Source organism: Vibrio sinensis, from assembly GCF_003605645.1.
In the GTDB taxonomy this organism is placed as follows: domain Bacteria; phylum Pseudomonadota; class Gammaproteobacteria; order Enterobacterales; family Vibrionaceae; genus Vibrio; species Vibrio sinensis.
On record NZ_QVMU01000007.1, the window covers coordinates 65755 to 87153 of the forward strand.

At 42.4% G+C, this 21399-nt stretch carries 19 protein-coding genes; 13 read left to right on the plus strand and 6 right to left on the minus strand.

Annotated elements, in window-relative coordinates:
- Window positions 1-172: 172 nt before the first annotated feature.
- From DZ860_RS09850 to DZ860_RS24410, 3 genes are all read left to right on the plus strand, one after another.
- The gene (locus tag DZ860_RS09850; protein WP_120030764.1) at window positions 173-1102 is read left to right on the plus strand and encodes an SPFH domain-containing protein; all 930 of its coding nucleotides are present in this window, start codon (window positions 173-175) and stop codon (window positions 1100-1102) included.
- 1 nt (window position 1103) lies between these two features.
- Window positions 1104-1559, plus strand: coding sequence for an NfeD family protein (locus DZ860_RS09855; protein ID WP_120030765.1), 456 nt, complete (start codon window positions 1104-1106; stop codon window positions 1557-1559).
- Between the two features lie 399 nt (window positions 1560-1958).
- The gene (locus DZ860_RS24410; protein ID WP_165862882.1) at window positions 1959-2132 is read left to right on the plus strand and encodes a hypothetical protein; all 174 of its coding nucleotides are present in this window, start codon (window positions 1959-1961) and stop codon (window positions 2130-2132) included.
- A gap of 67 nt (window positions 2133-2199) precedes the next feature.
- On the opposite strand, the gene DZ860_RS09860 is transcribed toward DZ860_RS24410, so the two are convergent.
- The 4 genes from DZ860_RS09860 to zipA all read right to left on the minus strand — a co-directional run bounded on the left by DZ860_RS09860 (window position 2200) and on the right by zipA (window position 8264).
- Complete coding sequence (locus DZ860_RS09860; RefSeq protein WP_120030766.1) at window positions 2200-3090, minus strand: DUF2057 domain-containing protein; 891 nt, start codon at window positions 3088-3090, stop codon at window positions 2200-2202.
- Window positions 3091-3317: 227 nt separating this feature from the next.
- Window positions 3318-4478 (minus strand): porin, encoded by a 1161-nt coding sequence (locus tag DZ860_RS09865; protein ID WP_120030767.1) that lies wholly within the window; start codon window positions 4476-4478, stop codon window positions 3318-3320.
- Between the two features lie 544 nt (window positions 4479-5022).
- The gene (locus tag DZ860_RS09870; RefSeq protein WP_120030768.1) at window positions 5023-6972 is read right to left on the minus strand and encodes a BRCT domain-containing protein; all 1950 of its coding nucleotides are present in this window, start codon (window positions 6970-6972) and stop codon (window positions 5023-5025) included.
- A gap of 365 nt (window positions 6973-7337) precedes the next feature.
- Window positions 7338-8264: a cell division protein ZipA gene (gene zipA, locus DZ860_RS09875; RefSeq protein WP_120030770.1), complete on the minus strand. Its 927-nt coding sequence runs from the start codon at window positions 8262-8264 to the stop codon at window positions 7338-7340.
- Between the two features lie 198 nt (window positions 8265-8462).
- Here zipA and cysZ point away from each other — a divergent pair, with 198 nt between their 5' ends.
- The 5 genes from cysZ to crr all read left to right on the plus strand — a co-directional run bounded on the left by cysZ (window position 8463) and on the right by crr (window position 13695).
- Window positions 8463-9212: a sulfate transporter CysZ gene (gene cysZ / locus DZ860_RS09880; protein ID WP_120030772.1), complete on the plus strand. Its 750-nt coding sequence runs from the start codon at window positions 8463-8465 to the stop codon at window positions 9210-9212.
- A 477-nt stretch (window positions 9213-9689) separates the two neighbouring features.
- On the plus strand, window positions 9690-10658 hold the full coding sequence (gene cysK / locus DZ860_RS09885; protein WP_120030774.1) for a cysteine synthase A: 969 nt from the start codon (window positions 9690-9692) through the stop codon (window positions 10656-10658).
- 301 nt (window positions 10659-10959) lie between these two features.
- Entirely contained in the window at window positions 10960-11217 is a 258-nt protein-coding gene (locus DZ860_RS09890; protein ID WP_120030776.1) for an HPr family phosphocarrier protein, read from the plus strand.
- Between the two features lie 134 nt (window positions 11218-11351).
- Window positions 11352-13076, plus strand: a complete 1725-nt coding sequence (gene ptsI / locus DZ860_RS09895) for a phosphoenolpyruvate-protein phosphotransferase PtsI (protein ID WP_120030778.1) — start codon at window positions 11352-11354, stop codon at window positions 13074-13076.
- 109 nt (window positions 13077-13185) lie between these two features.
- Complete coding sequence (gene crr, locus DZ860_RS09900; RefSeq protein ID WP_120030779.1) at window positions 13186-13695, plus strand: PTS glucose transporter subunit IIA; 510 nt, start codon at window positions 13186-13188, stop codon at window positions 13693-13695.
- An 87-nt stretch (window positions 13696-13782) separates the two neighbouring features.
- Here crr and DZ860_RS09905 read toward each other — a convergent pair whose 3' ends face one another.
- Window positions 13783-14934, minus strand: coding sequence for a 2-octaprenyl-3-methyl-6-methoxy-1,4-benzoquinol hydroxylase (locus tag DZ860_RS09905; protein WP_120030781.1), 1152 nt, complete (start codon window positions 14932-14934; stop codon window positions 13783-13785).
- Window positions 14935-15202: 268 nt separating this feature from the next.
- Here DZ860_RS09905 and miaB point away from each other — a divergent pair, with 268 nt between their 5' ends.
- The 5 genes from miaB to lnt all read left to right on the plus strand — a co-directional run bounded on the left by miaB (window position 15203) and on the right by lnt (window position 20786).
- Window positions 15203-16627, plus strand: coding sequence for a tRNA (N6-isopentenyl adenosine(37)-C2)-methylthiotransferase MiaB (gene miaB / locus DZ860_RS09910; protein ID WP_120030783.1), 1425 nt, complete (start codon window positions 15203-15205; stop codon window positions 16625-16627).
- A 66-nt stretch (window positions 16628-16693) separates the two neighbouring features.
- Complete coding sequence (locus DZ860_RS09915) at window positions 16694-17791, plus strand: PhoH family protein (RefSeq protein ID WP_120030785.1); 1098 nt, start codon at window positions 16694-16696, stop codon at window positions 17789-17791.
- Between the two features lie 7 nt (window positions 17792-17798).
- Entirely contained in the window at window positions 17799-18266 is a 468-nt protein-coding gene (gene ybeY, locus DZ860_RS09920; RefSeq protein ID WP_120030787.1) for an rRNA maturation RNase YbeY, read from the plus strand.
- Between the two features lie 71 nt (window positions 18267-18337).
- A complete protein-coding gene (gene corC, locus DZ860_RS09925; protein WP_120030789.1) occupies window positions 18338-19237 on the plus strand; it encodes a CNNM family magnesium/cobalt transport protein CorC in 900 nt (299 codons plus the stop codon).
- 40 nt (window positions 19238-19277) lie between these two features.
- Window positions 19278-20786 carry an apolipoprotein N-acyltransferase gene (lnt, locus tag DZ860_RS09930; RefSeq protein ID WP_120030791.1) on the plus strand — a complete coding sequence of 503 codons (1509 nt, stop codon included), beginning with the start codon at window positions 19278-19280 and terminating at the stop codon, window positions 20784-20786.
- A 108-nt stretch (window positions 20787-20894) separates the two neighbouring features.
- Here the strand turns inward: lnt and DZ860_RS09935 are convergent, their stop codons facing one another.
- The gene (locus tag DZ860_RS09935) at window positions 20895-21365 is read right to left on the minus strand and encodes a zinc ribbon-containing protein (protein WP_120030793.1); all 471 of its coding nucleotides are present in this window, start codon (window positions 21363-21365) and stop codon (window positions 20895-20897) included.
- Window positions 21366-21399 lie beyond the last annotated feature (34 nt).

Consider the following 21399-nt stretch of genomic DNA (forward strand, 5'->3'; position numbering starts at 1 on the left):
TTTCAGCGCATAAGTGGACTATGTAATTAGAGGGGACTAACCTAGCCCACACCGCTGTAATTTTAAGTATGACAAGCACATAAATCGTCCTGCATCTCATTTATACGTTTGTTTCTATCGCTCAATTAAGCAACAATATCGTCTGTTATTTACAGATATGGATATTATAGAGATGATAGATTACTCACTTATTACCATTGGCGTCTTCATCGTTGTCGTGATCGCAGTCATTGCTGCCGGTGTTAAAACCGTTCCGCAAGGAAGTCACTGGACAATAGAACGATTCGGCCGTTATACCCACACACTCACGCCAGGCCTTAACATCATTATTCCTTTCGTTGATTCTGTTGGGCAGAAAATCAGCATGATGGAACGTGTCCTTGATATCCCTGCTCAAGAAGTTATTTCGAAAGATAATGCCAACGTCACCATTGATGCAGTTTGTTTTGTTCAGGTTATCGATGCTTCAAAAGCTGCTTATGAAGTCAATGACTTAGAGCATGCTATCCGAAACCTAACCCTCACCAATATTCGTACTGTCCTAGGTTCTTTAGAGCTCGATCAAATGCTCAGCCAGCGTGACATGATTAACGTTAAGCTCCTTGCCATTGTCGATGAAGCAACCAACCCATGGGGTGTAAAAGTTACCCGTATTGAAATTAAAGATGTTCAGCCACCCGCCGATTTGACAGCAGCAATGAATGCGCAAATGAAAGCTGAACGTAATAAACGTGCGGATATCTTAGAGGCAGAGGGGGTTCGCCAGGCTGAGATCCTCAAAGCAGAGGGGCATAAACAATCGGAAATCCTCAAAGCCGAAGGACAAAAGCAAGCCGCTATTTTACAAGCAGAGGCTCGTGAACGTGCGGCTGAGGCCGAAGCAAAAGCGACCCAAATGGTTTCAGAAGCTATCGCAAAAGGTGACATGCAAGCGGTCAACTACTTTATTGCACAAGGTTATACCGAAGCCCTTAAATCAATCGGGCAAGCCGAAAATGGCAAGATCATTATGCTACCATTAGAAGCAACGGGGCTAATGGGTTCCGTCGCTGGTATTGCAGAAATGTTTAGCCATTCTGCCGCAAAAAAAACTAAGGAATGATGTGAACGAACTATTGAATAGCCTAACTTACTGGCACTGGCTTGCTTTGGGTCTTGCCTTGCTAGCCGCAGAATTACTGGGAGCAGCAGGTTACTTACTATGGCTTGGTATTTCGGCACTCCTTGTCGGCGGGGTGCTCACCTTTATCCCAATGAGCTGGCAATTACAGTGGGTCTCTTTTGGGGTATTTTCCCTGGTCACGACATGGTTGTGGTGGCGCAAACAGTTCAAAAAAGACAAAACTCTCGACGATACAAGAAACTTAAATCAAAAAGAGAAGCAACTTATCGGTCAAGTCATTACTCTCGATAGTGATATTCCTGCTGGGAGAGGAAGAATTCGAGTGGGAGACACCACATGGTCTGCTTATTCTGAGCATGAGATTAAAGCTGGCAGTGCGGTGGTGATAACCGAGTTAAACGGCATCACTCTCACCATAGAACCCAAAGCAGATTGAATAAAAAGCCATTAAACTGAAAAAAATCACCATATCAATAAGACACCACTCTCTCTAGTGGTGTCTTTTTTTGCCCATTATTATCGTCCCCCCTCATAAAGTAACCACATTTCAAAACGATAAGCTAAATACTCTTTGAAAAACAACTCTCATTAAAAAGTGCAAATAGCGCTGATTTTTTTCAAAACCCTCACTCTTTAAAGTATTAACACCCATCACGATTCAGTAGGTTATTGTTTTATCACAAATATTAAGTCGAACTTTTTTTATATAGGAATTTTGTTTTTTCGGATCTTTACCATACTTTGTACATACTAAAAGTATCTCTACCCACACGACTTGAAGATACAGGTCGGACGGGTACCCATTGTGAGTTCACTTAGAGGAAGGATAAACGTTATGAAATCGATAATCGTATTTTTTGTTAGCTTATTTTTTGCCTTTGGCGCATCCGCATACTCGGTAGGTAGTTCAGCAACGGGTCCACTGGTTAATTGCGAATTTCAAGATGGTAGCGTGAAATATATTCCGATCCTCATTTGCAAACACAGTGAAGGGAAAGTCATCAGATAAAATAAATGCCGCATTGATTTCATTACAACTCAATGCGGCATATTTTCTTTTTAGCGGAGAGCGGAGCTTAGTCTAATAGGCGGATAATAATATTCTTACGCTCTTGCTCATTGGCCTTGTTAAACCAGTAACCAAACATTTGCTCTTCTTGAGATCCTGAAACAGCATTAATGCTTGCTGTTTTTCGATTTTCTACGGCCCATTGCGTCATGGACTCTTTCTGAGTGTCATTAAGTTGTTCAAACCAATATTGAGTCATCTCTTGCGGCTTAGACTCTTCCACAACTGTTTCTGATACAACTGTGGTATCTGTTGCTGCTACCACTACTGGCACAGCCGCTACACTGGCAGCACCTGCGCCTGCGGTTATTGTCATGGGTGTTGTAGTAGATGTCGCAACCATTGGTGACGAGGATATTGATGCTTGAGAATACGCATTGCCTCTTTCGACAATCGCTTCAATATAACCGGCTGGAATTACGAAATTAATCTTATCATTGTCAGAAACCGCGACATCAAAGGAAAGATCTTCTAGTGTTGCCTGTTCAACATCTTGATTAGATAGTGGGATATTAAAATATTGTGTTTGAGTACAAATATCACTGCACGTCTCAGATGGAGCAGCATAGTTAACTAAAGGTATTTTAGTGCTATCACCATCAACGGTCGCAAACTTATATTCGTCATAAGTTTTAAAGTAGGTCATTTCCATTGAGATAAACGAATCTGGGGCAACAATATCTTTAAGAGGCGCAACGTAGTTCAGCTCTAGTGATGATTTGACTAATTGACCGCCTCGTTGCGGATTAGCAATGGGTGTCAACGATTTACCGACAACAAGAGTATAGTTTTGTTTTTCTTCAATTGAATCAATTGCATCAGAGAAATCGCTATTAGCATCTAACGTCGTACAGCCAACCAATAGTAAAGGAAATGATGCGCATATAATTCTTTTCATGTTAACCACCTTTAAACAATTTAACCCCATAATACTACTCACGACTCTTTACTACAGGTGCTATCTATTCTTAATTGAAACATTCATTTGATGACGCCTACAAAATATCGCTTTGCCTTGATGCAAAAAACGCTGACCAAGATGATCAGCGTTTGCATTCTATCAAAGCAATATCGTGCTTAGGTCGTGATGATGTTTAAGTAACATTTTCACTTAAATAAGCAGGCTTAGAAGCCGTACTCAAGACCAACACGAACAACGAACGTTTCATTTTGCTCATGCTTACCAGCTGCATTCGATTTAATATCACGTTGTGCGACACGTACGTACGGTACAAAACCTTCATGCACATACATTAGCTGACCAGAAATAATGCTATCTGCATCATCTTGTTTCTCGCCGCCCACTTTAGAGTCTTCATTCGCTGCGTAGCCTAGTTTGAAGCCCCATGGGCCATTCCAGTATTGACCGATGATAGAATAAGACCCTTGCTCTGATTTTTCACCCGTTGCTATATCTTTAGACTCACCCGCTTTGTATGCAGCAGCTAAACCAAAGCCCGCAGGAAGAGAGGCTTCAAAGCCAACTAGGTAACCAAAAGTATCTGCCATTTCAGCAGCTGAGCCTGCTGATTGGTAGTTATTACCTACAGCAATATTGGTTCCATTTTTATCTTCACATCCAGCTGCCGTAGTACAAATCCCCCACGCAGAATCAACTTTAGCCTTTAGTTGACGATCCGTTTCCGTTTCCAATGCACCGTGTAAGGTGATTGAATCCATCACTCTCCAAGTTGCTGATGCACCGTAGAAGTAGTTGTTGTCGACGTCTTTATCACCACGGCCCGTTGCTAAAGCGAAACGGAAACCGTTGTAATCCACAGAGTCGTAACGAGCCATGTCGCCGTGGCGGTCACGGTTGTATTTTACATCACCGCCCCAGTCCCATGCAGCGCCCAAACCTGGGTTCGCGTAAGGCCAGTCAATGATTTCGTACATAGGAGTTAGCATACGACCGAAACGAACTTTACCCCAATCACCAGAAAGGCCAAGGAAAGTGTCGCGGTTGCCTAGGGTAGCACCGTCACCGTTCTCGCCTACGTAGCCAGATTCAATCTGCATAAGAACGTTGAGGTTATCAAACATGTTTTTACTTGCGCGGAAGCCAATGCGCGATTCATTTTCGTAATCGTAGCCCGTGCTCTTATCGGCTACCGCACCTGTTTTAAGGTTAGTGACATCAGAATCGTAGTTAACAATCGAAATAGCCGCAACACCGTAAGCTTCGACTAAGAAATCACTATTAACACCAACTTGCTTAGCCATAGCGCCTGTTGACGCGAATGCAACCGCCGCACCCACTAAGGTACGTTTGAAAATTTTGTCCATGGAAAAACTCCTAAATTTGGATATAGCTGTTTTGTGTTTCCCCCCTAAAGTTGGCCGCCGAAGGGAGAAAGAATTCCTTTTAAATCGTCATCATCGTGGTAGTCACTGATTAGTGATACTGCATTTGATGCTTCCGATTTAGCTTTGCTGGATACACCTTGTCTATCCATAATGCTAAGACTAACTTCGCGGAGGAAAACATCAATGAGAACTTAATTTCCGTGTAAAAAAATATGAGCTACGGCATACTTTTTCCAACTAAGTGATCGAGATCTAGTTTATACCTGAATTTACATTGAACTTTCACAAAATCAATAACAAACAATAACTTAGAAAATCAGCAAAACTCTATTGTTGATTTCCATCTCAAAATGTTAATTAATACAACATTCTATATAAAGATCGGAGCTTGATCACTGACAGGAAAGAGAAAATATTGGGTACAGCTCAGGAAGCTTTATTTTAAGTATAAAAAAAGCAGCCATCGATGATGACTGCTCTCTATCTAAAAAAATATCGGTGGCGTTAACTCAACCAAACCGTTTTATTTACTTATTAGATCAATATATTCTTGCTCAGATAGAACGGTGACACCTTTCTCTTTGGCGCTATTAATCTTCGTTTCTCCAACCTTAGTTCCCGCAACGAGATAACTAGTTTTGCCAGTCACTGACTTAGCAACTTTTGCGCCTAACTCTTTCGCATGCTTTTCCATATCACCACGCTTTCCTTGAAGCATTGTGCCGGTGAAAACGACTATTGCTCCCGCAATTGGTGAGGATGAGTCATCTTTCTCCGAAGCTTTAGGCGTAATATTTAGATTAAATCCAAGCTCGTAAACTTTGAAGAACTCATCTTTAATATTCGCCAACCCTTCAACTATTGCTTCTGCACTGAGTTTCGCGAAGCCATCAAGATCAGCAATATCTTCTGCAGTCAGGGCAAATAGTTCGACCAATGAGTAATGTTCAAGAAGCTTTTCACAATTACCACCGCCTAAGCGACTCACTCCAAATGCTGACAAGAATCGCCAATCTTCTATACCAATTTCTCGGCTTGCTTGTAACTGATCAAATAGATTTTTAGACGTTTTTTCGCCAAACCCATAAGCTGCAAACTCATGTGCTTTCAGGTTATACATTTGATGGATATGTTTAACACCAAGATTAGTTAATTTTTCAATATTTTTTGGACCAAAACCATCATTGTTACCAAGCGTTTTGAAAAAGTGAACCAGCGTATTCTCTGTCTGAGCAGGACAATCATTTTTATTTGGACAGACCAAATGATCCGATTCCCAAATCAAATGAGATTGACAACTTGGGCACGATTCAGGAATTTGTGGCTCTGCCGCTTTAATCACTTTTTCAATTTTAGGTATAACTAAACCACTTCGCACAATTTGAAGTATCGCACCAGGACCTACGCCATTGGTTTTAACCATATTATAATGATGCACAGTCACACGGCTTATCGTTGCACCACTAATTCTTGTTGGGACCAACTCTGCAACAGGCGTAACTCGACCTGTTCTGGACGTTTGTGGTGTCACACTAATGACTTCAACTTCAGCAGCTTCTTCATTAATTTTGAAAGCGATTTGCCAACGATGGAATTTTCTCGTTGCACCCATGTGCTCTTTGATACGAGAGTCCGTCGCTTCCAGTATTACCCCGTCGACATCATACCCAACCGCATTCCATATTTTGTCGATAATGGTTTCAAACTCAGCCATTAGTTCCTGATAACTACCCGTCCAATTATCAATTGAACTAAATGGATAAAATACACAAGCGCCATCATGGATGGCTTTTTGAACTCGCTCATCAACGTTTTTCTCTGCAATAATCGCAGCTTGAATGTTTCGAGAGTTCTCAAAGTACTGACTTAAATTGCTTTCAAAATAAGCTTTATCAATAACTATCTCTCCAGCACCTAACCCTCTTTCACCATTTCGAGCTACTTTTAGCCCACGTTCGAAAGCTCGAGTTACATCCTGACCTCTTACACCATCACCTCGAGTATAGAGTTTTTCACCATCATCAAATGCCGCATAACCATCGAGTTTTGGGGTAACGCGAATTTCTATTTCTTTAGTGTCTAGATCTAATTCCTTTGCCGCTTTGATGATTCTATCAAGCCACTTCTGGATCTCTTTCTTCGAATATGCCTTATCCGTAGATAGCATTTTTTGCGGCAATGTAACGGTTTTTCCAACATTGATTACCTCTGATTCAACAGAAGTCACAAATGGATGATTCGGGTTTTCACTAGCGAATTGTTTACTGAATTCATCATAAGTAGAATCATCGATTACAGGAAAGCCGGAGCGATAACAAGCATTGGCAATAACCAATAAAGATAATTGTTCATCATTACTTAGGTTGTCATTAGTTTTATTGCCAAAAGCAATTTCTAACTTGTTCAAATCAATATCGACTTCCAATTCATGAATAATGGAAAGCTGATCATTGTTAAACTTAAATTCTGTCATTATCTAATACCAATTGGTTCTTTGTTCTGTTCTAGGTATGACCCAAGAAACTTGAATATACAGGCAGCCAGTAAGCCTCTGAGCATCGATGAACTATGTGATTGACGTACGAACGTCATCAGCACCGCTGCAGTTTCAAGTATGGTGGGTATATAAGTCTATTTGAAACTCTACCAGTTGATTGGGTAGCAAACCAAGTCGTTTATTGAGGTTGAATCTCACTCGACATAACTGGTTCTAAATTCAAATAAACGAAGAATAAAAGGAGTATGACGACCCAATTGCTTAGGTGCAATAAGAAGTCAACACTGCAATAAAAAAGGCCCCGAATCGGAGCCTCTTATCGAATAGCAGTCATGCTCAAACTAAACAGTTTGAGCTGCCTTAAACGCTCTGATTTGTGCTCTGTATGCATCTAAACGATTTGATGACATTAAGTTGCGTCCATCATCAAGTACATTTCCGCCCATATCATCAGCGATTTGTTGTGCTGTTTTTAGCATCAACTTAAAGTTCTGCTCAGGGTCGCCAAAACAAGGTAGCGTCATAAAGAAAGAGATCCCCTTGGTAGAGAAATCCGCTGGGTCATCATGTTGTAACGTTCCAGGCTGCATCATGTTTGCAACGCTAAATAACACTTTCCCGGTGCCCGATAGATCCGCATGGCGATGGAAAATATCCATATCGCCGTATAACAGACCATTTTGCTGCATGCTATCGAATAGCGTAGTGCCAATAAATGGCTCTTTACCTGCACAATGCACGTTAAAAACTATCACCTGTAATTCAGGTTCTGGTTCCGGTTCAGGCTCGGTTGCAATAACAGGCTCATTGATCGGTTCAATGACGGTTTCTTCTACCACTTCAACCGTAGCCATAGGCTCATGTGCCGTGTTGAGTTCATGGGTGATATTCGATTGCAACGGTTCAACGTCATCCTTGCTGACCTTGATTGATGGAATGTCAGATAGAGGCTCAGCTTCAGGAACCACAGTTCTTGCCTCTGACACAACATCGTCATAGCTATCAACCAATGGATCAGCCGAGGGTCTGTTCACTGAAAACTCAGGTTCTTTACGCTCCTTGCGAATGATTTCGTAATCATCTTCGGGTGCAAAACCACGCTCAGGAACACTCTCTAACACATCGTCATTTTCGACGTCTAATTTACCGAGTGGCTTATCTCCAAACTTAGATTTGCCTTCTTTTTTGCTTGTCCAAAGCCCATGAAACAACAAAGCTGCAATGGCCAAAGCCCCAACGATGATGAGTACGAATCGCAATTCCTGCATTTTTAGCTCTCATTTGCTCGACGACGAGTTAACTACTCGCCATTAGAGTCTGATTAAACTGATTTACGAATTACTTTACCAAAACTACCTAGGGTTTTAGAACAACTTAATGTGAGAAGTTCCCAAGATGTTGTGATTTTGAACACGCTTTTTTCCTGTTAAGATAAAAAAGCTCAATTTCTAAACGTAAAATAAGATATGAATACACACATTCAGCCACGTTCTGGCTTCAGCTATTTCTTTTATGGATTACAAATCGCCCTTACTCCTGGTATTCGTCGATTTGTTCTCATGCCACTTCTCGCCAATATCCTCTTGGTCGGGGGGGCTCTTTTTTATTTGTTCTCACATATGGACCAATGGATACAACAACTACTTGGCCAAATTCCTGATTTTCTCTCTTGGTTAAGCTATGTGCTTTGGCCTTTAATTGCCATTACTATATTAGCTACTTTTTCCTACTTCTTTAGCACACTGGCCAATTTTATTGCCGCACCCTTTAACGGACTGCTTGCTGAAAAAGTGGAAATGCACCTCACAGGGAAAAAAATCAACGATGACGGCTTACTCGATATCGTTAAAGATGTCCCACGCATACTCGGTCGCGAATGGCGTAAGATCCGTTACGTTCTCCCAAAAGCTATTGGGTTATTTCTGTTGTTGCTAATCCCAGGTCTAGGACAAACACTTGGCCCTGTATTATGGTTTATCTTTACCGCTTGGATGCTGGCTATCCAATATTGTGACTATCCATTTGATAATCACAAAATTAGCTTTCAGGATATGCGACACAATTTGAAACAAAAACAGACCACTGCGTATGGCTTCGGGGCATTGGTTGCCGTGTTTACCACTATCCCTATCTTAAATTTGGTCGTAATGCCGATTGCGGTATGTGGTGCAACGGCGCTATGGGTTGCAGAGTTTAAACATAAACACACATCATAGAACTCTATACCCTACAACTTATAACGTGAAGAGGTACGCCCAGTGCCTCTTCAGGCTCCATACTCAGGCTTATCACTCACTCAATATCTGTACAACTCACTGGCCTCCGAAGAGCTATAAAATCCTATCGATTTACATCAATCATAACCAGATTAAACAACGCTAATAGCAACATTTGACGCCACTTTTATACAGAAATCGCATCTAATTAATAAGATATAACTTTTTCGTACTTCTCTCTGTTTTTTTCCTGTCATAATCTAAAACCACAGTCACAACACACAAATGCGATACCCAAACACCTTGGAGTAGCCAGTCGGCAATAAATTAATGGTACCCATGAGCATAGCTAGACTATGAAATTGAGTGCACTAATGCAGGCAGTGACACTATAACTTCAAGTGGGAAGGGTATAACTTGCTTGAGTTTACTCGCTAATATTCAAGCAAGCGGCCTATTACATAAAGGATGATACCTATGAGCAAAATCTACGAAGACAACTCCCAGACTATTGGTAATACTCCCCTAGTTCGTTTAAACAAAGTCAGTAATGGTAACGTGCTAGCTAAAATTGAAGCTCGTAACCCTAGCTTTAGTGTTAAATGCCGAATCGGCGCCAATATGATTTGGGATGCGGAGAAGCAGGGAAAACTCAAAGCTGGTGTCGAACTTGTTGAGCCAACCAGTGGTAACACGGGTATAGCACTGGCTTTCGTCGCTGCTGCACGTGGTTATCAACTCACGCTAACGATGCCAGAGTCAATGAGTCTTGAGCGTCGTAAATTACTTAAAGCGTTAGGCGCAAAACTTGAGCTGACAGAAGCAGCTAAAGGCATGAAAGGCGCAATCGCTAAAGCTGAAGAAATTGTGGCAAGTAACCCTGAAAAATATTTGCTACTACAACAATTCAACAACCCAGCTAACCCTGAAATTCATGAAAAAACCACAGGACCAGAGATTTGGGATGCCACTGATGGCGAAATTGATGTGTTTGTTGCTGGTGTCGGTACGGGCGGTACGATTACAGGTACAAGCCGTTACATCAAAGGCGAAAAAGGCAAAGCCATTTTGTCTGTTGCTGTTGAACCAGCAGAATCTCCAGTCATTGCACAAGCGATTGCCGGTGATGATATTCAACCTGCGCCACATAAAATCCAAGGTATTGGTGCTGGTTTCATTCCTGGAAACCTCGATCTTGAGCTAATTGACCGTGTCGAGGCCGTAACTTCTGAAGAAGCAATTGAGATGGCTCAGCGCCTTATGGAAGAGGAAGGTATCCTTGCAGGAATTTCTTCAGGAGCTGCGGTAGTTGCTGCCAACAGAATTGCAGAACTACCTGAATTCAAAGGGAAAACAATCGTAACGATTCTACCAAGTTCTGGTGAGCGTTATCTCAGCACAGCCTTGTTTGCAGGCATATTTACTGAAAAAGAGAACCAACAGTAATACGTATCCAAATCAATTTTTGGTTTAAAAAAGCCCCAACAAGGGGCTTTTTTGTTGATCCTAGCCTCACCTTTGGTAATATCAGCACTGTTTTATTTTTAGCTGTAAAATAAAAAGCTAAAACAAGATTAAGAGCAAAGGCGAATGAAGGCGAAGATCGGAAGCGCGTTTGCAGAAATTATAATCGGCATAAGCTCTAGCATAAAATGCTACTTACTCGTCTAGCGATAAGTATTATTAAGAGTTAAGCTAATTATCGGTTAATAAACTATCTAAATATAAATCAATTGGGGTATACACAATGTACGAGAAGCAAGTTGAAATCACTGCAGAAAACGGTCTTCACACTCGTCCAGCAGCACAGTTCGTGAAAGAAGCTAAAACATTTGACGCAGACATCACAGTAACTTCAAACGGTAAAAGCGCTAGCGCAAAAAGCCTATTCAAACTACAAACTCTAGGCCTAGTAAAAGGCACTGTAGTGACTCTTTCTGCTGAAGGTCCTCAAGCTCAACAAGCTGTTGACCACCTAGTTGCCCTAATGGACCAACTACACTAATCAGTGTGACCTATTTAAAAGCCATTTTGTGAAAACAAAGTGGCTTTGTTGGAAATAGGCTCAAAAATAAGCTACACATTATCGTTAGCGTATCCATTTTTCCCGTTTAAAGTTGACCAATTTAAGGTAAGGCTATGATTTCAGGCATCCTAGCATCTCCTGGTATTGCTGTTGGTAAAGCACTACTACTTCAAGAAGATGAAATTGTCCTAAACACCCAAACTATCTCAGACGACCAAGTAGAAGCCGAAGTTGCGCGTTTCTTTGATGCTCGTAACAAATCTTCAGCTCAGCTTGAAACTGTCAAGCAAAAAGCACTTGAAACCTTCGGTGAAGAAAAAGAAGCGATCTTTGAAGGTCACATCATGCTTCTTGAAGACGAAGAGCTAGAAGAAGAAATCCTAGCACTGATCAAGAAAGACAAAATGTCTGCAGATAACGCTATTTACACCGTTATCGAAGAGCAAGCATGTGCTCTTGAATCACTTGATGATGAATACCTAAAAGAACGTGCAACTGATATCCGTGATATCGGTACTCGTTTCGTTAAAAACGCACTAGGCATCAACATCGTATCTCTAGCTGATATCGATCAAGAAGTGATTCTAGTTGCTTACGACCTAACGCCATCTGAAACTGCACAAATCAACCTAGACTACGTTCTTGGTTTTGCTTGTGACATCGGCGGTCGTACTTCTCACACTTCTATTATGGCTCGTTCTCTAGAACTTCCAGCTATCGTAGGTACTAACGACATCACGAAACAAGTTAAGAATGGCGACATGCTAATTCTTGATGCGATGAACAACAAAATCGTGATCAATCCTAGCGATGCAGAAGTAGCTGAAGCGAAAGCGATTAAAGCTGCATTCCTTGCAGAAAAAGAAGAGCTAGCAAAATTAAAAGACCTTCCAGCTGAAACGCTTGACGGTCACCGCGTAGAAGTATGCGGTAACATCGGTACTGTTAAAGACTGTGATGGCATCATCCGCAACGGCGGCGAAGGTGTTGGTCTGTACCGTACTGAGTTCCTATTTATGGATCGCTCTGCACTACCAACTGAAGATGAGCAGTACCAAGCTTATAAAGAAGTTGCTGAAGCAATGCACGGCGAAGCTGTGATCATCCGTACTATGGATATCGGCGGCGACAAAGATCTACCTTACATGGATCTTCCAAAAGAAATGAACCCGTTCCTAGGCTGGCGTGCAGTACGTATCAGCTTGGATCGTCGTGACATTCTACGTGACCAGCTACGTGGCATCTTACGTGCGTCTGCACACGGTACGCTACGCATCATGTTCCCAATGATTATTTCTGTAGAAGAAATTCGTGAGCTGAAAAAAGCGATCGAAGAGTACAAGGCAGAATTGCGTGCTGAAGGTCTAGCATTCGACGAAAACATCGAAATCGGTGTTATGGTTGAAACGCCAGCAGCTGCGGCAATCGCACACCACCTTGCGAAAGAAGTTTCTTTCTTCTCTATCGGTACTAACGACTTAACGCAATACACTCTTGCAGTTGACCGTGGTAACGAAATGATTTCTCACCTATACAACCCACTATCACCAGCAGTACTGACTGTGATTAAGCAAGTTATTGATGCTTCTCACGCAGAAGGTAAATGGACTGGTATGTGTGGTGAGCTTGCAGGTGATGAACGCGCAACACTGCTACTACTAGGTATGGGTCTAGACGAGTTCTCTATGAGCGGTATTTCTATCCCTGCAGTTAAGAAAGTTATCCGTAATTCTACATTTGCTGAAGTAAAAGCAATGGCAGAAGAAGCGCTTTCTTTACCAACAGCGGCAGAAATTGAAGCGGTTGTAGAAAAATTTATTGCTGCTAAAAGCCAGTAATCTACTGCTTCTTGTTAAATAGACGGGCATTTAAAAATGTTCGTCTATTCAGTGAGAGTGGTATACTATATTTCGAAGAAATAAAACTAAACGTTAGGAGCATGACACAATGGGTCTGTTTGACAAACTTAAGAAGCTAGTATCTGACGATAGCTCTAATGCTGGTGCAATCGAAATCATCGCACCACTATCAGGCGAAATCGTAAACATTGAAGATGTGCCAGATGTTGTATTCGCAGAAAAAATCGTTGGTGACGGCATCGCGATTAAACCTGCTGGCAACAAAATGGTAGCTCCAGTAAACGGTACTATCGGTAAAATCTTCGAAACGAACCACGCGTTCTCAATCGAATCAGATGACGGCATTGAGCTTTTTGTTCACTTCGGTATTGATACTGTTGAACTGAAAGGCGAAGGCTTCAAGCGTATCGCAGAAGAAGGTCAATCAGTGAAAGCTGGTGACACTGTTATTGAATTCGATCTTGCTCTTCTTGAAGAAAAAGCAAAATCAACTCTAACACCTGTTGTTATTTCTAACATGGACGAAATCAAAGAGCTAAACAAGCTTTCTGGTTCTGTAACTGTTGGTGAAACTCCAGTTCTACGTGTAACTAAGTAATTTTACTTAGCTAAACGAAAAAACGCTGCTCTCGGGCAGCGTTTTTTATTGTCTTTATTTCTGGTAACTTTCTATTTTTATAACGGTCTACTTTAAGCCCAAAGCGTACTTAAGTACTTGCTGTTTCACTGGGCCAGTCTTATCCGCTATTTTCAATGCAGCATTACGTAGCAATTTCAACGGCGCAATATCATTGCTAAAACTCGTGTAGAAGAAATCCATACCAGCCTGCATTAACAGGTTATCGCCTCGACGTTTACGCTCATACGCCGCCAATAATTCCTCTGAGATGGCTTCTCCACCAACCACATCCAATAGCGCCGCAACATCTTTAAAGCCAAGATTGACGCCTTGCCCCGCTAGCGGATTGATTGTGTGTGCAGAATCCCCAACTAAAATACAACGATTCTTCACGTATTGCTGAGCATGACGACGAGTCAATGGGAATGAACCATGTTGGAGTACTTTAATGTCACCAAGCTCTGTTGGGAAATGAATCAATATCTCTTCTCGCAATTGTTCATTACTCATCGCACTCAATTGCTTAATTCGTTTCGGTGAGTCATACCACACCAATGAACCTTGCTTGCCACAAAGTGGTAAAAAAGAACGGGGCCCAGATGGGTTAAATTGCTGCCAAGTAATATCTTGCTGCTCTAATGTGGTTTCCACATTAATCAACATACAATGCTGACGATAATCCCATGCGGTAATACCAATGCCTGCGAGTTGGCGAACTTTCGAATTTGCGCCATCGGCACCAATAACCCATTCTGCGCTCAATGTACGACCTGACATGAGCGTCATTTCAACTTCCTGTGCAAAAGTCATAGAAGCTAATGAATCAGGACAAATCACCGTCAGATTAGGATATTGTGAAAATTGCTGCCACAAACCAAGTTGGATTACGCGGTTCTCGACAATATAACCAAGTTGCTCCAATTCAAGCTCTTCACTACTAAAACGAGTTCGACACTCTGGGTGTTCCCACGTTTCTAAACGGCGATATGGGCAAATTCGCATCGCCTCAATTCCTTGCCATGCACCAAGCTTTTGTAGGATCTCAACTGAGTGGTGTGAAATGGCAGAAACACGAATATCCATCGCTTGATCCACGGTGAATGCTTCGGGCTGATGCCCCTCAACCAACACAACTTGTCGGCCTTGCTTAGCAAAACCCAGTGCGACGGCTGCACCAACCATGCCGCCACCGATCACAGCAATATCAAACTTGTTCATATTTCGCGCGTCATCATCTTGATTTGTGAATGATTTTTTATTGTACGGATTGATTACGAAAATGTAACTAAAAACCTTAACTCGACTGAGGGCAAAGCCCTTGTAAAATCAAGCTTTGACTGATTTTACCTCAGCACTAGTCAGGTGCTTTTTAAAGCAGTACAATACGCCGCTTACCGCCGCGATGGCGGCTATAATTTGAATGAACAGTGGTCAATCAAGGCTGCCAGTTCAACGATTTTTAAGATTTAACACGAGCGAAAGTGAGATGAGTAAGAAACTGCTAATTAAAACTTGGGGTTGCCAGATGAACGAATACGATTCATCAAAAATGGCCGACCTGCTTAACGCTGCAAATGGCTATGAGCTAACAGAAGACCCTGATGAAGCAGATGTACTTCTACTTAATACCTGTTCGATCCGTGAAAAAGCGCAAGAGAAGGTCTTCCACCAACTTGGTCGTTGGAAAACACTGAAAGACAAGAAACCTGGTGTTGTTATCGGCGTTGGTGGCTGTGTTGCGACACAAGAAGGTGATCATATTCGTCACCGCGCGCCATTTGTCGATGTTATCTTCGGTCCACAAACCTTGCACCGTTTACCTGAGATGATTAGACAATCTCAAAGTAATGATGCGCCGGTAATGGATATCTCTTTCCCTGAGATCGAAAAGTTTGACAATTTGCCTGAACCTAAAGCTGACGGTGCAACTGCATTCGTTTCTATTATGGAAGGCTGTTCGAAATACTGTACTTACTGCGTAGTGCCATACACTCGTGGTGAAGAAGTTAGTCGTCCAATGGATGATGTTCTATTTGAAATCGCACAACTTGCTGAACAAGGTGTTCGCGAAGTAAACCTACTTGGCCAAAACGTCAATGCATATCGTGGAGCAATGCATGATGGTGATATTTGTTCATTTGCTGAACTTCTCCGTCTCGTGGCAACAATCGATGGTATCGACCGTATTCGTTTTACAACCAGCCACCCACTAGAGTTTACTGATGACATCATCGCAGTCTACGAAGATACACCTGAACTGGTAAGCTTCTTACACCTACCAGTACAAAGTGGTAGCGATCGCGTATTAACAATGATGAAGCGCCCACACACAGCTATCGAATACAAATCAATTATTCGTAAGCTACGTAAGGCTCGTCCTGATATTCAAATCAGTTCTGACTTTATTGTTGGTTTCCCAGGCGAATCAGATCAAGACTTCCAAGATACAATGAAGCTAATTAAAGAAGTCGATTTCGATATGAGCTTCAGCTTTATCTTCTCTCCTCGCCCAGGAACGCCTGCTGCTGATTATCCATGTGATCTAGCAGAAAATGTGAAGAAAGAACGCTTGTATGAACTACAGCAAACAATTAATACTCAAGCGATGCGCTATTCACGCCTAATGCAAGGTACTGAGCAACGCATTCTTGTAGAGGGCCCATCGAAAAAGAACTTGATGGAGCTTCGTGGTCGTACTGAAAACAGCCGTGTAGTTAACTTTGAAGGCTCAGCTGATCTTATTGGTCAATTCGTTGATGTTAAGATTGTTGATGTCATGACAAACTCACTACGTGGCGAGCTTGTTCGTACAGAAAAAGATATGGATCTTCGCAGCGTTGTTTCGCCAACTCAAATGATGGCAAATACACGTCGCGCGGACGAACTTGGGGTTGCAACCTTTACGCCATAGTTCGAATTAACGCCGTAAGGGAGTAGTTTTAAGCTTGCTCCCTTACAGCAACAATGAGAGGTAACTTTGAGCAATAAAATTGTCACGCTAGAAATCGATCTAGAACCTTCCGATAACCACCGTTTAGCCAGTCTCTGCGGTCCATTCGATGACAATATCAAACACTTAGAGCGCAGACTTGGCGTAGAAATAAGCTACCGAGGTAATTTTTTCACCATCGTAGGTCAGCCTCATACTTCCGCTGCTGCACTCGAAATCATTAAAACTCTGTACGTCAACACTAGCCCAGTTCGCGGCACGATACCGGATATTGAACCGGAAGATATTCATCTTGCCGTCAAAGAAACGGGTATATTAGAGCAAACAACTGAGTCGGCGATTCCACACGGAAAAGAAGTCTTCATCAAAACGAAGAAAGGGGTAATTAAACCTCGCACGCCAAATCAGGCTCAATATCTCGTCAATATGGTGACTCACGACATCACGTTTGGTGTGGGTCCTGCAGGTACGGGTAAAACCTACCTCGCCGTTGCTGCTGCTGTTGATGCACTTGAAAGACAAGAGATTCGTCGAATTCTTCTAACTCGTCCAGCTGTTGAAGCGGGTGAAAAACTTGGTTTTTTACCTGGCGACCTCAGCCAAAAGGTTGACCCTTATTTGCGTCCACTGTACGACGCTCTGTTTGAAATGCTTGGTTTTGAACGCGTTGAAAAATTGATGGAACGTAATGTTATTGAGGTTGCTCCTCTCGCTTACATGCGTGGGCGCACACTTAATGATGCGTTTATCATTTTAGATGAGAGCCAAAATACAACCGTTGAACAAATGAAAATGTTCCTAACCCGTATTGGCTTCAATTCACGTGCCGTCATTACTGGCGACATTACTCAAATTGATTTGCCTCGCGGTTCTCGTTCAGGGCTACGTCATGCTATTGAAGTATTGAACGACGTTGATGAAATCAGCTTTAATTTCTTCCAATCGGATGACGTCGTTCGTCACCCTGTTGTTGCTCGCATTGTGAATGCCTATGAAAAATGGGAAGCACAGGACCAAAAAGCACGTAAAGAGATTGAAAAACGTCGCCGTGAAGAACACGAAACAAAACTGTTCGAAGCCGCTAAAGCTGAACTATCCGAAAATTTAGAAACACACAAGGAATAATCAATCGATGAGTATCGAACTTGATTTACAATTGGCCGTTGAAGATGAAACGGGCTTACCGACCTATGAAGAAATCCATCATTGGTTAAGCACTGCCGTTCTTCAATTCCAGCCTCAAGCCGAAGTAACGATTCGCATTGTTGATGAAAAAGAAAGTCACCAGCTAAATTTTGACTATCGCGGTAAAGACAAACCGACGAATGTGCTGTCATTCCCGTTTGAATCACCACCGGGTATGGAATTAGACCTATTAGGTGATTTAATCATCTGTAAACAAGTTGTTGAAGCGGAAGCTCCAGAACAAAACAAGCCCGTCACAGCACACTGGGCGCATATGATTGTACATGGTAGCCTGCATCTGCTAGGTTATGATCATATTGAGGATGATGAAGCCGAAGAGATGGAATCCCTCGAAACAGAAATTATGCAAAGTATGGGATTTGAAGACCCTTATATTGCAGAAAAACAAAACTAGAACACAAAATATTTGATATCTAGTTTACGTGTGCTATCACACTTTTGATAGCGTTACATTATAGAGACACAATGAACGAAGACAATTCGCCCTCTTCTGTAGAAGGGAAGAAGGAAAAATCTGAAGGTCCGAGTAGAAAGTCCTTCTTTGAACGCTTAGGCCAATTATTCCAAGGTGAACTTAGAGATCGCCAAGAGCTTGTGGATGCTATCCGTGACTCGGAAGAAAATGACCTAATTGACCATGACACTCGAGATATGCTTGAAGGTGTTATGGAAATCTCCGAAATGCGTGTGCGCGATATTATGATCCCACGCTCGCAAATGGTTACTGTTGAACGCACTGATAATCTAGATGCTCTGATTGCACTGATCACCGATGCTCAACACTCTCGCTACCCTGTTATTAGCGAAGATAAAGACCATGTGGAGGGCATTCTACTAGCGAAGGACCTACTTAAGTATTTAGGCTCAGGCTGCGCCCCTTTCGATATCGAACAAGTCATCCGTCCTGCGGTTGTTGTTCCTGAAAGTAAGCGGGTAGACCGTCTCCTCAAAGAATTCCGCGAAGAACGCTACCATATGGCTATCGTTGTCGATGAATTTGGTGGAGTATCCGGTCTGGTTACGATTGAAGATATTCTCGAAGAAATCGTTGGTGATATCGAAGATGAATTTGATGACGAAGAAGAAATCGATATTCGTCAGCTCAGCAAACACACCTATGCGGTGAGAGCGCTAGCAACCATCGAAGATTTCAATGACACGTTCGGCACTTCATTCAGTGATGAAGAGGTGGATACCGTTGGTGGTATGGTGATGACAAGTTTTGGTCACTTACCTACTCGCGGTGAAGTCATCGAAATTGATGGCTATAACTTCAAGATCACAGCAGCAGACAATCGTCGTATCGTTCAATTACAAGTAACGATTCCTGACGAAGAGACGCTTTCTCTACCTTTAGAAGAGTAATTCTACGAATTATCTTCAAAACAGTTCAGAACAATAAACGATGATAAAACCTCTTTTTCATCGCCTAAAGCGGCCTTTAATGGCCGCTTTTGTTGGCGCATCCACTACTCTCGCTTTCGCACCCTATCAAATGTGGCCTCTCGCTATTCTAAGCCCTTTGTTTTTGTTATTGCTACTTAGTAAGCAATCACCAAAAAAAGCGGCATGGATAGGCTATGCGTGGGGTTTAGGACAATTTGCAACGGGCATTAGCTGGGTCCATGTCAGCATAGATACCTTTGGTGGCATGCCAAAAATTGCTAGCGTATTTTTAATGACAATGCTGATTGGATACCTCGCCATCTATTCAGCCCTATTTTCTTGGAGCCTCAACCGCTTCTTCCCTACCACTAATCGCGTTCGCTTGTTATTAGCTGCCCCTGCACTATGGCTAGTTTGCGACTGGTTACGCGGCTGGGTAATGACTGGGTTTCCTTGGCTTTGGCTTGGTTACAGCCAAATCGATAGTCCATTAGCAAACTTCGCTCCTATCGGTGGCGTCGAGCTTCTCACCTTATTACTGATCATTTGCGCGGGAGCATTCACCTACGCGATTGAGCAACGCCAATGGCTACATCTCTTTATCCCTGGTGTTATTTTAGCGACCGGCTATGGCCTCAATGCTGTTTCATGGGTGACTCCTAACCCAGAGAGCACCACTAAAGTAGCCCTAATTCAAGGTAACGTTGACCAAGCTCAAAAATGGCTACCAAGCCATCGCTGGCCAACAATCATGAAATATACCGACCTCACGCGTGCCAACTGGGATGCTGATATCATTATTTGGCCAGAAGCCGCGATTCCAGCTTTTGAGTTCGAAATAGGTTCTTATCTAAGTAATTTAGATTCAGCCGCAAGAATGAATCACAGCGCCGTGATTACCGGTGTAGTGAACCAAGGTGATGACAAGCAGTTTTATAACAGCATACTTACCGTCGGTGAAACCGACAACGGTGAGTACAGTTTCGATGTAAGCAAGCGATACAATAAGCATCATCTACTGCCATTTGGCGAGTTTGTACCGTTTGGCGAAATTCTTCGCCCAATCGCACCATTTTTTAATCTACCGATGTCCTCATTCAGTCGAGGAGCTTATATCCAGCCAAATATTGATGCCAACGGCCGACATCTGGCTGCTGCTCTTTGCTATGAGATCATTTTTGGTGAGCAGATCCGTCAAAACATTACTGATGATACCGACTTCATTTTGACCTTGTCGAATGATGCCTGGTTTGGTAAATCAGATGGTCCATTACAACATATGGAAATTGCCAGAATGCGAGCATTAGAGTTTGGTAAACCGGTCATTCGTTCAACCAACAATGGCATCACTGCTGTCACGGATTATAAAGGCGAGATCGTTAAACAAATTCCTCAGTTTGAAACTGGCGTGCTTAAAGCTGATGTGGTTTCAACCACAGGCAATACCCCGTATTACAGCGTAGGTACTTGGCCTCTGTATATCTGGGTGTTTTTGAGTTTAGTCATTGGTTGGCGAATTAAAGAGTAATCGCGACTAAATCACCTTGATAAACTTATCACTTCAACAGATTTAACTATAAACAATCAAGGCTCTTACCAAAGAGCCTTGATTTTATTAGATAAACCATAAAAAAGACTACGGTTTAAGAGCCTGTCGACTGAATCCTGTATGACCACATTGAGTACATGGAATAATCGTCGTCGGATGATTATATTGCACCTTATGCCCACACTCATCACACACTAGAGTCCCCAACCCAATAACCTCTCCGGCTTGATAAAGCCCTTGATGCTCTAAATCTTGAAATAACTCGACCCATTCCACCTTAGTATGGTCGGTAATATCCAGCAAGCCTTGCCAAATAGAGTCAGTAACCATCAGATAAAACGCGCCACCTTTTGACTCTTCATAATTATCAGCAAACTCTTTTAAATCTGCTTTGACATACGCCGAAACTAACGCCAATTCATCCTTCGTCATATCATTTGCAGCTTCCACGACTTTGCCTGATGTTTCAAAGACATGGTTCACTTCATCAGGGCTGTGCTTCAAAGCTTCGACCACATCACCCAACATCTCTTCATAACCAGTTTTATGTTTTGGCATAACTGACCTCCCCCCAACTTAGATTGGCTATTGT

What these genes read in the sequence shown, in the direction of transcription:
- zipA (WP_120030770.1), bottom strand. Translation starts at nt 8,264, where the DNA reads ATGCAGGAATTGCGATTCGTACTCATCATCGTTGGGGCTTTGGCCATT.
- DZ860_RS09935 (WP_120030793.1), bottom strand. Translation starts at nt 21,365, where the DNA reads ATGCCAAAACATAAAACTGGTTATGAAGAGATGTTGGGTGATGTGGTC.
- DZ860_RS09860 (WP_120030766.1), bottom strand. Translation starts at nt 3,090, where the DNA reads ATGAAAAGAATTATATGCGCATCATTTCCTTTACTATTGGTTGGCTGT.
- DZ860_RS24410 (WP_165862882.1), top strand. Translation starts at nt 1,959, where the DNA reads ATGAAATCGATAATCGTATTTTTTGTTAGCTTATTTTTTGCCTTTGGC.
- cysZ (WP_120030772.1), top strand. Translation starts at nt 8,463, where the DNA reads ATGAATACACACATTCAGCCACGTTCTGGCTTCAGCTATTTCTTTTAT.
- DZ860_RS09865 (WP_120030767.1), bottom strand. Translation starts at nt 4,478, where the DNA reads ATGGACAAAATTTTCAAACGTACCTTAGTGGGTGCGGCGGTTGCATTC.
- corC (WP_120030789.1), top strand. Translation starts at nt 18,338, where the DNA reads ATGAACGAAGACAATTCGCCCTCTTCTGTAGAAGGGAAGAAGGAAAAA.
- cysK (WP_120030774.1), top strand. Translation starts at nt 9,690, where the DNA reads ATGAGCAAAATCTACGAAGACAACTCCCAGACTATTGGTAATACTCCC.
- ptsI (WP_120030778.1), top strand. Translation starts at nt 11,352, where the DNA reads ATGATTTCAGGCATCCTAGCATCTCCTGGTATTGCTGTTGGTAAAGCA.
- DZ860_RS09850 (WP_120030764.1), top strand. Translation starts at nt 173, where the DNA reads ATGATAGATTACTCACTTATTACCATTGGCGTCTTCATCGTTGTCGTG.
- miaB (WP_120030783.1), top strand. Translation starts at nt 15,203, where the DNA reads ATGAGTAAGAAACTGCTAATTAAAACTTGGGGTTGCCAGATGAACGAA.
- DZ860_RS09905 (WP_120030781.1), bottom strand. Translation starts at nt 14,934, where the DNA reads ATGAACAAGTTTGATATTGCTGTGATCGGTGGCGGCATGGTTGGTGCA.
- lnt (WP_120030791.1), top strand. Translation starts at nt 19,278, where the DNA reads ATGATAAAACCTCTTTTTCATCGCCTAAAGCGGCCTTTAATGGCCGCT.
- crr (WP_120030779.1), top strand. Translation starts at nt 13,186, where the DNA reads ATGGGTCTGTTTGACAAACTTAAGAAGCTAGTATCTGACGATAGCTCT.
- ybeY (WP_120030787.1), top strand. Translation starts at nt 17,799, where the DNA reads ATGAGTATCGAACTTGATTTACAATTGGCCGTTGAAGATGAAACGGGC.
- DZ860_RS09890 (WP_120030776.1), top strand. Translation starts at nt 10,960, where the DNA reads ATGTACGAGAAGCAAGTTGAAATCACTGCAGAAAACGGTCTTCACACT.
- DZ860_RS09870 (WP_120030768.1), bottom strand. Translation starts at nt 6,972, where the DNA reads ATGACAGAATTTAAGTTTAACAATGATCAGCTTTCCATTATTCATGAA.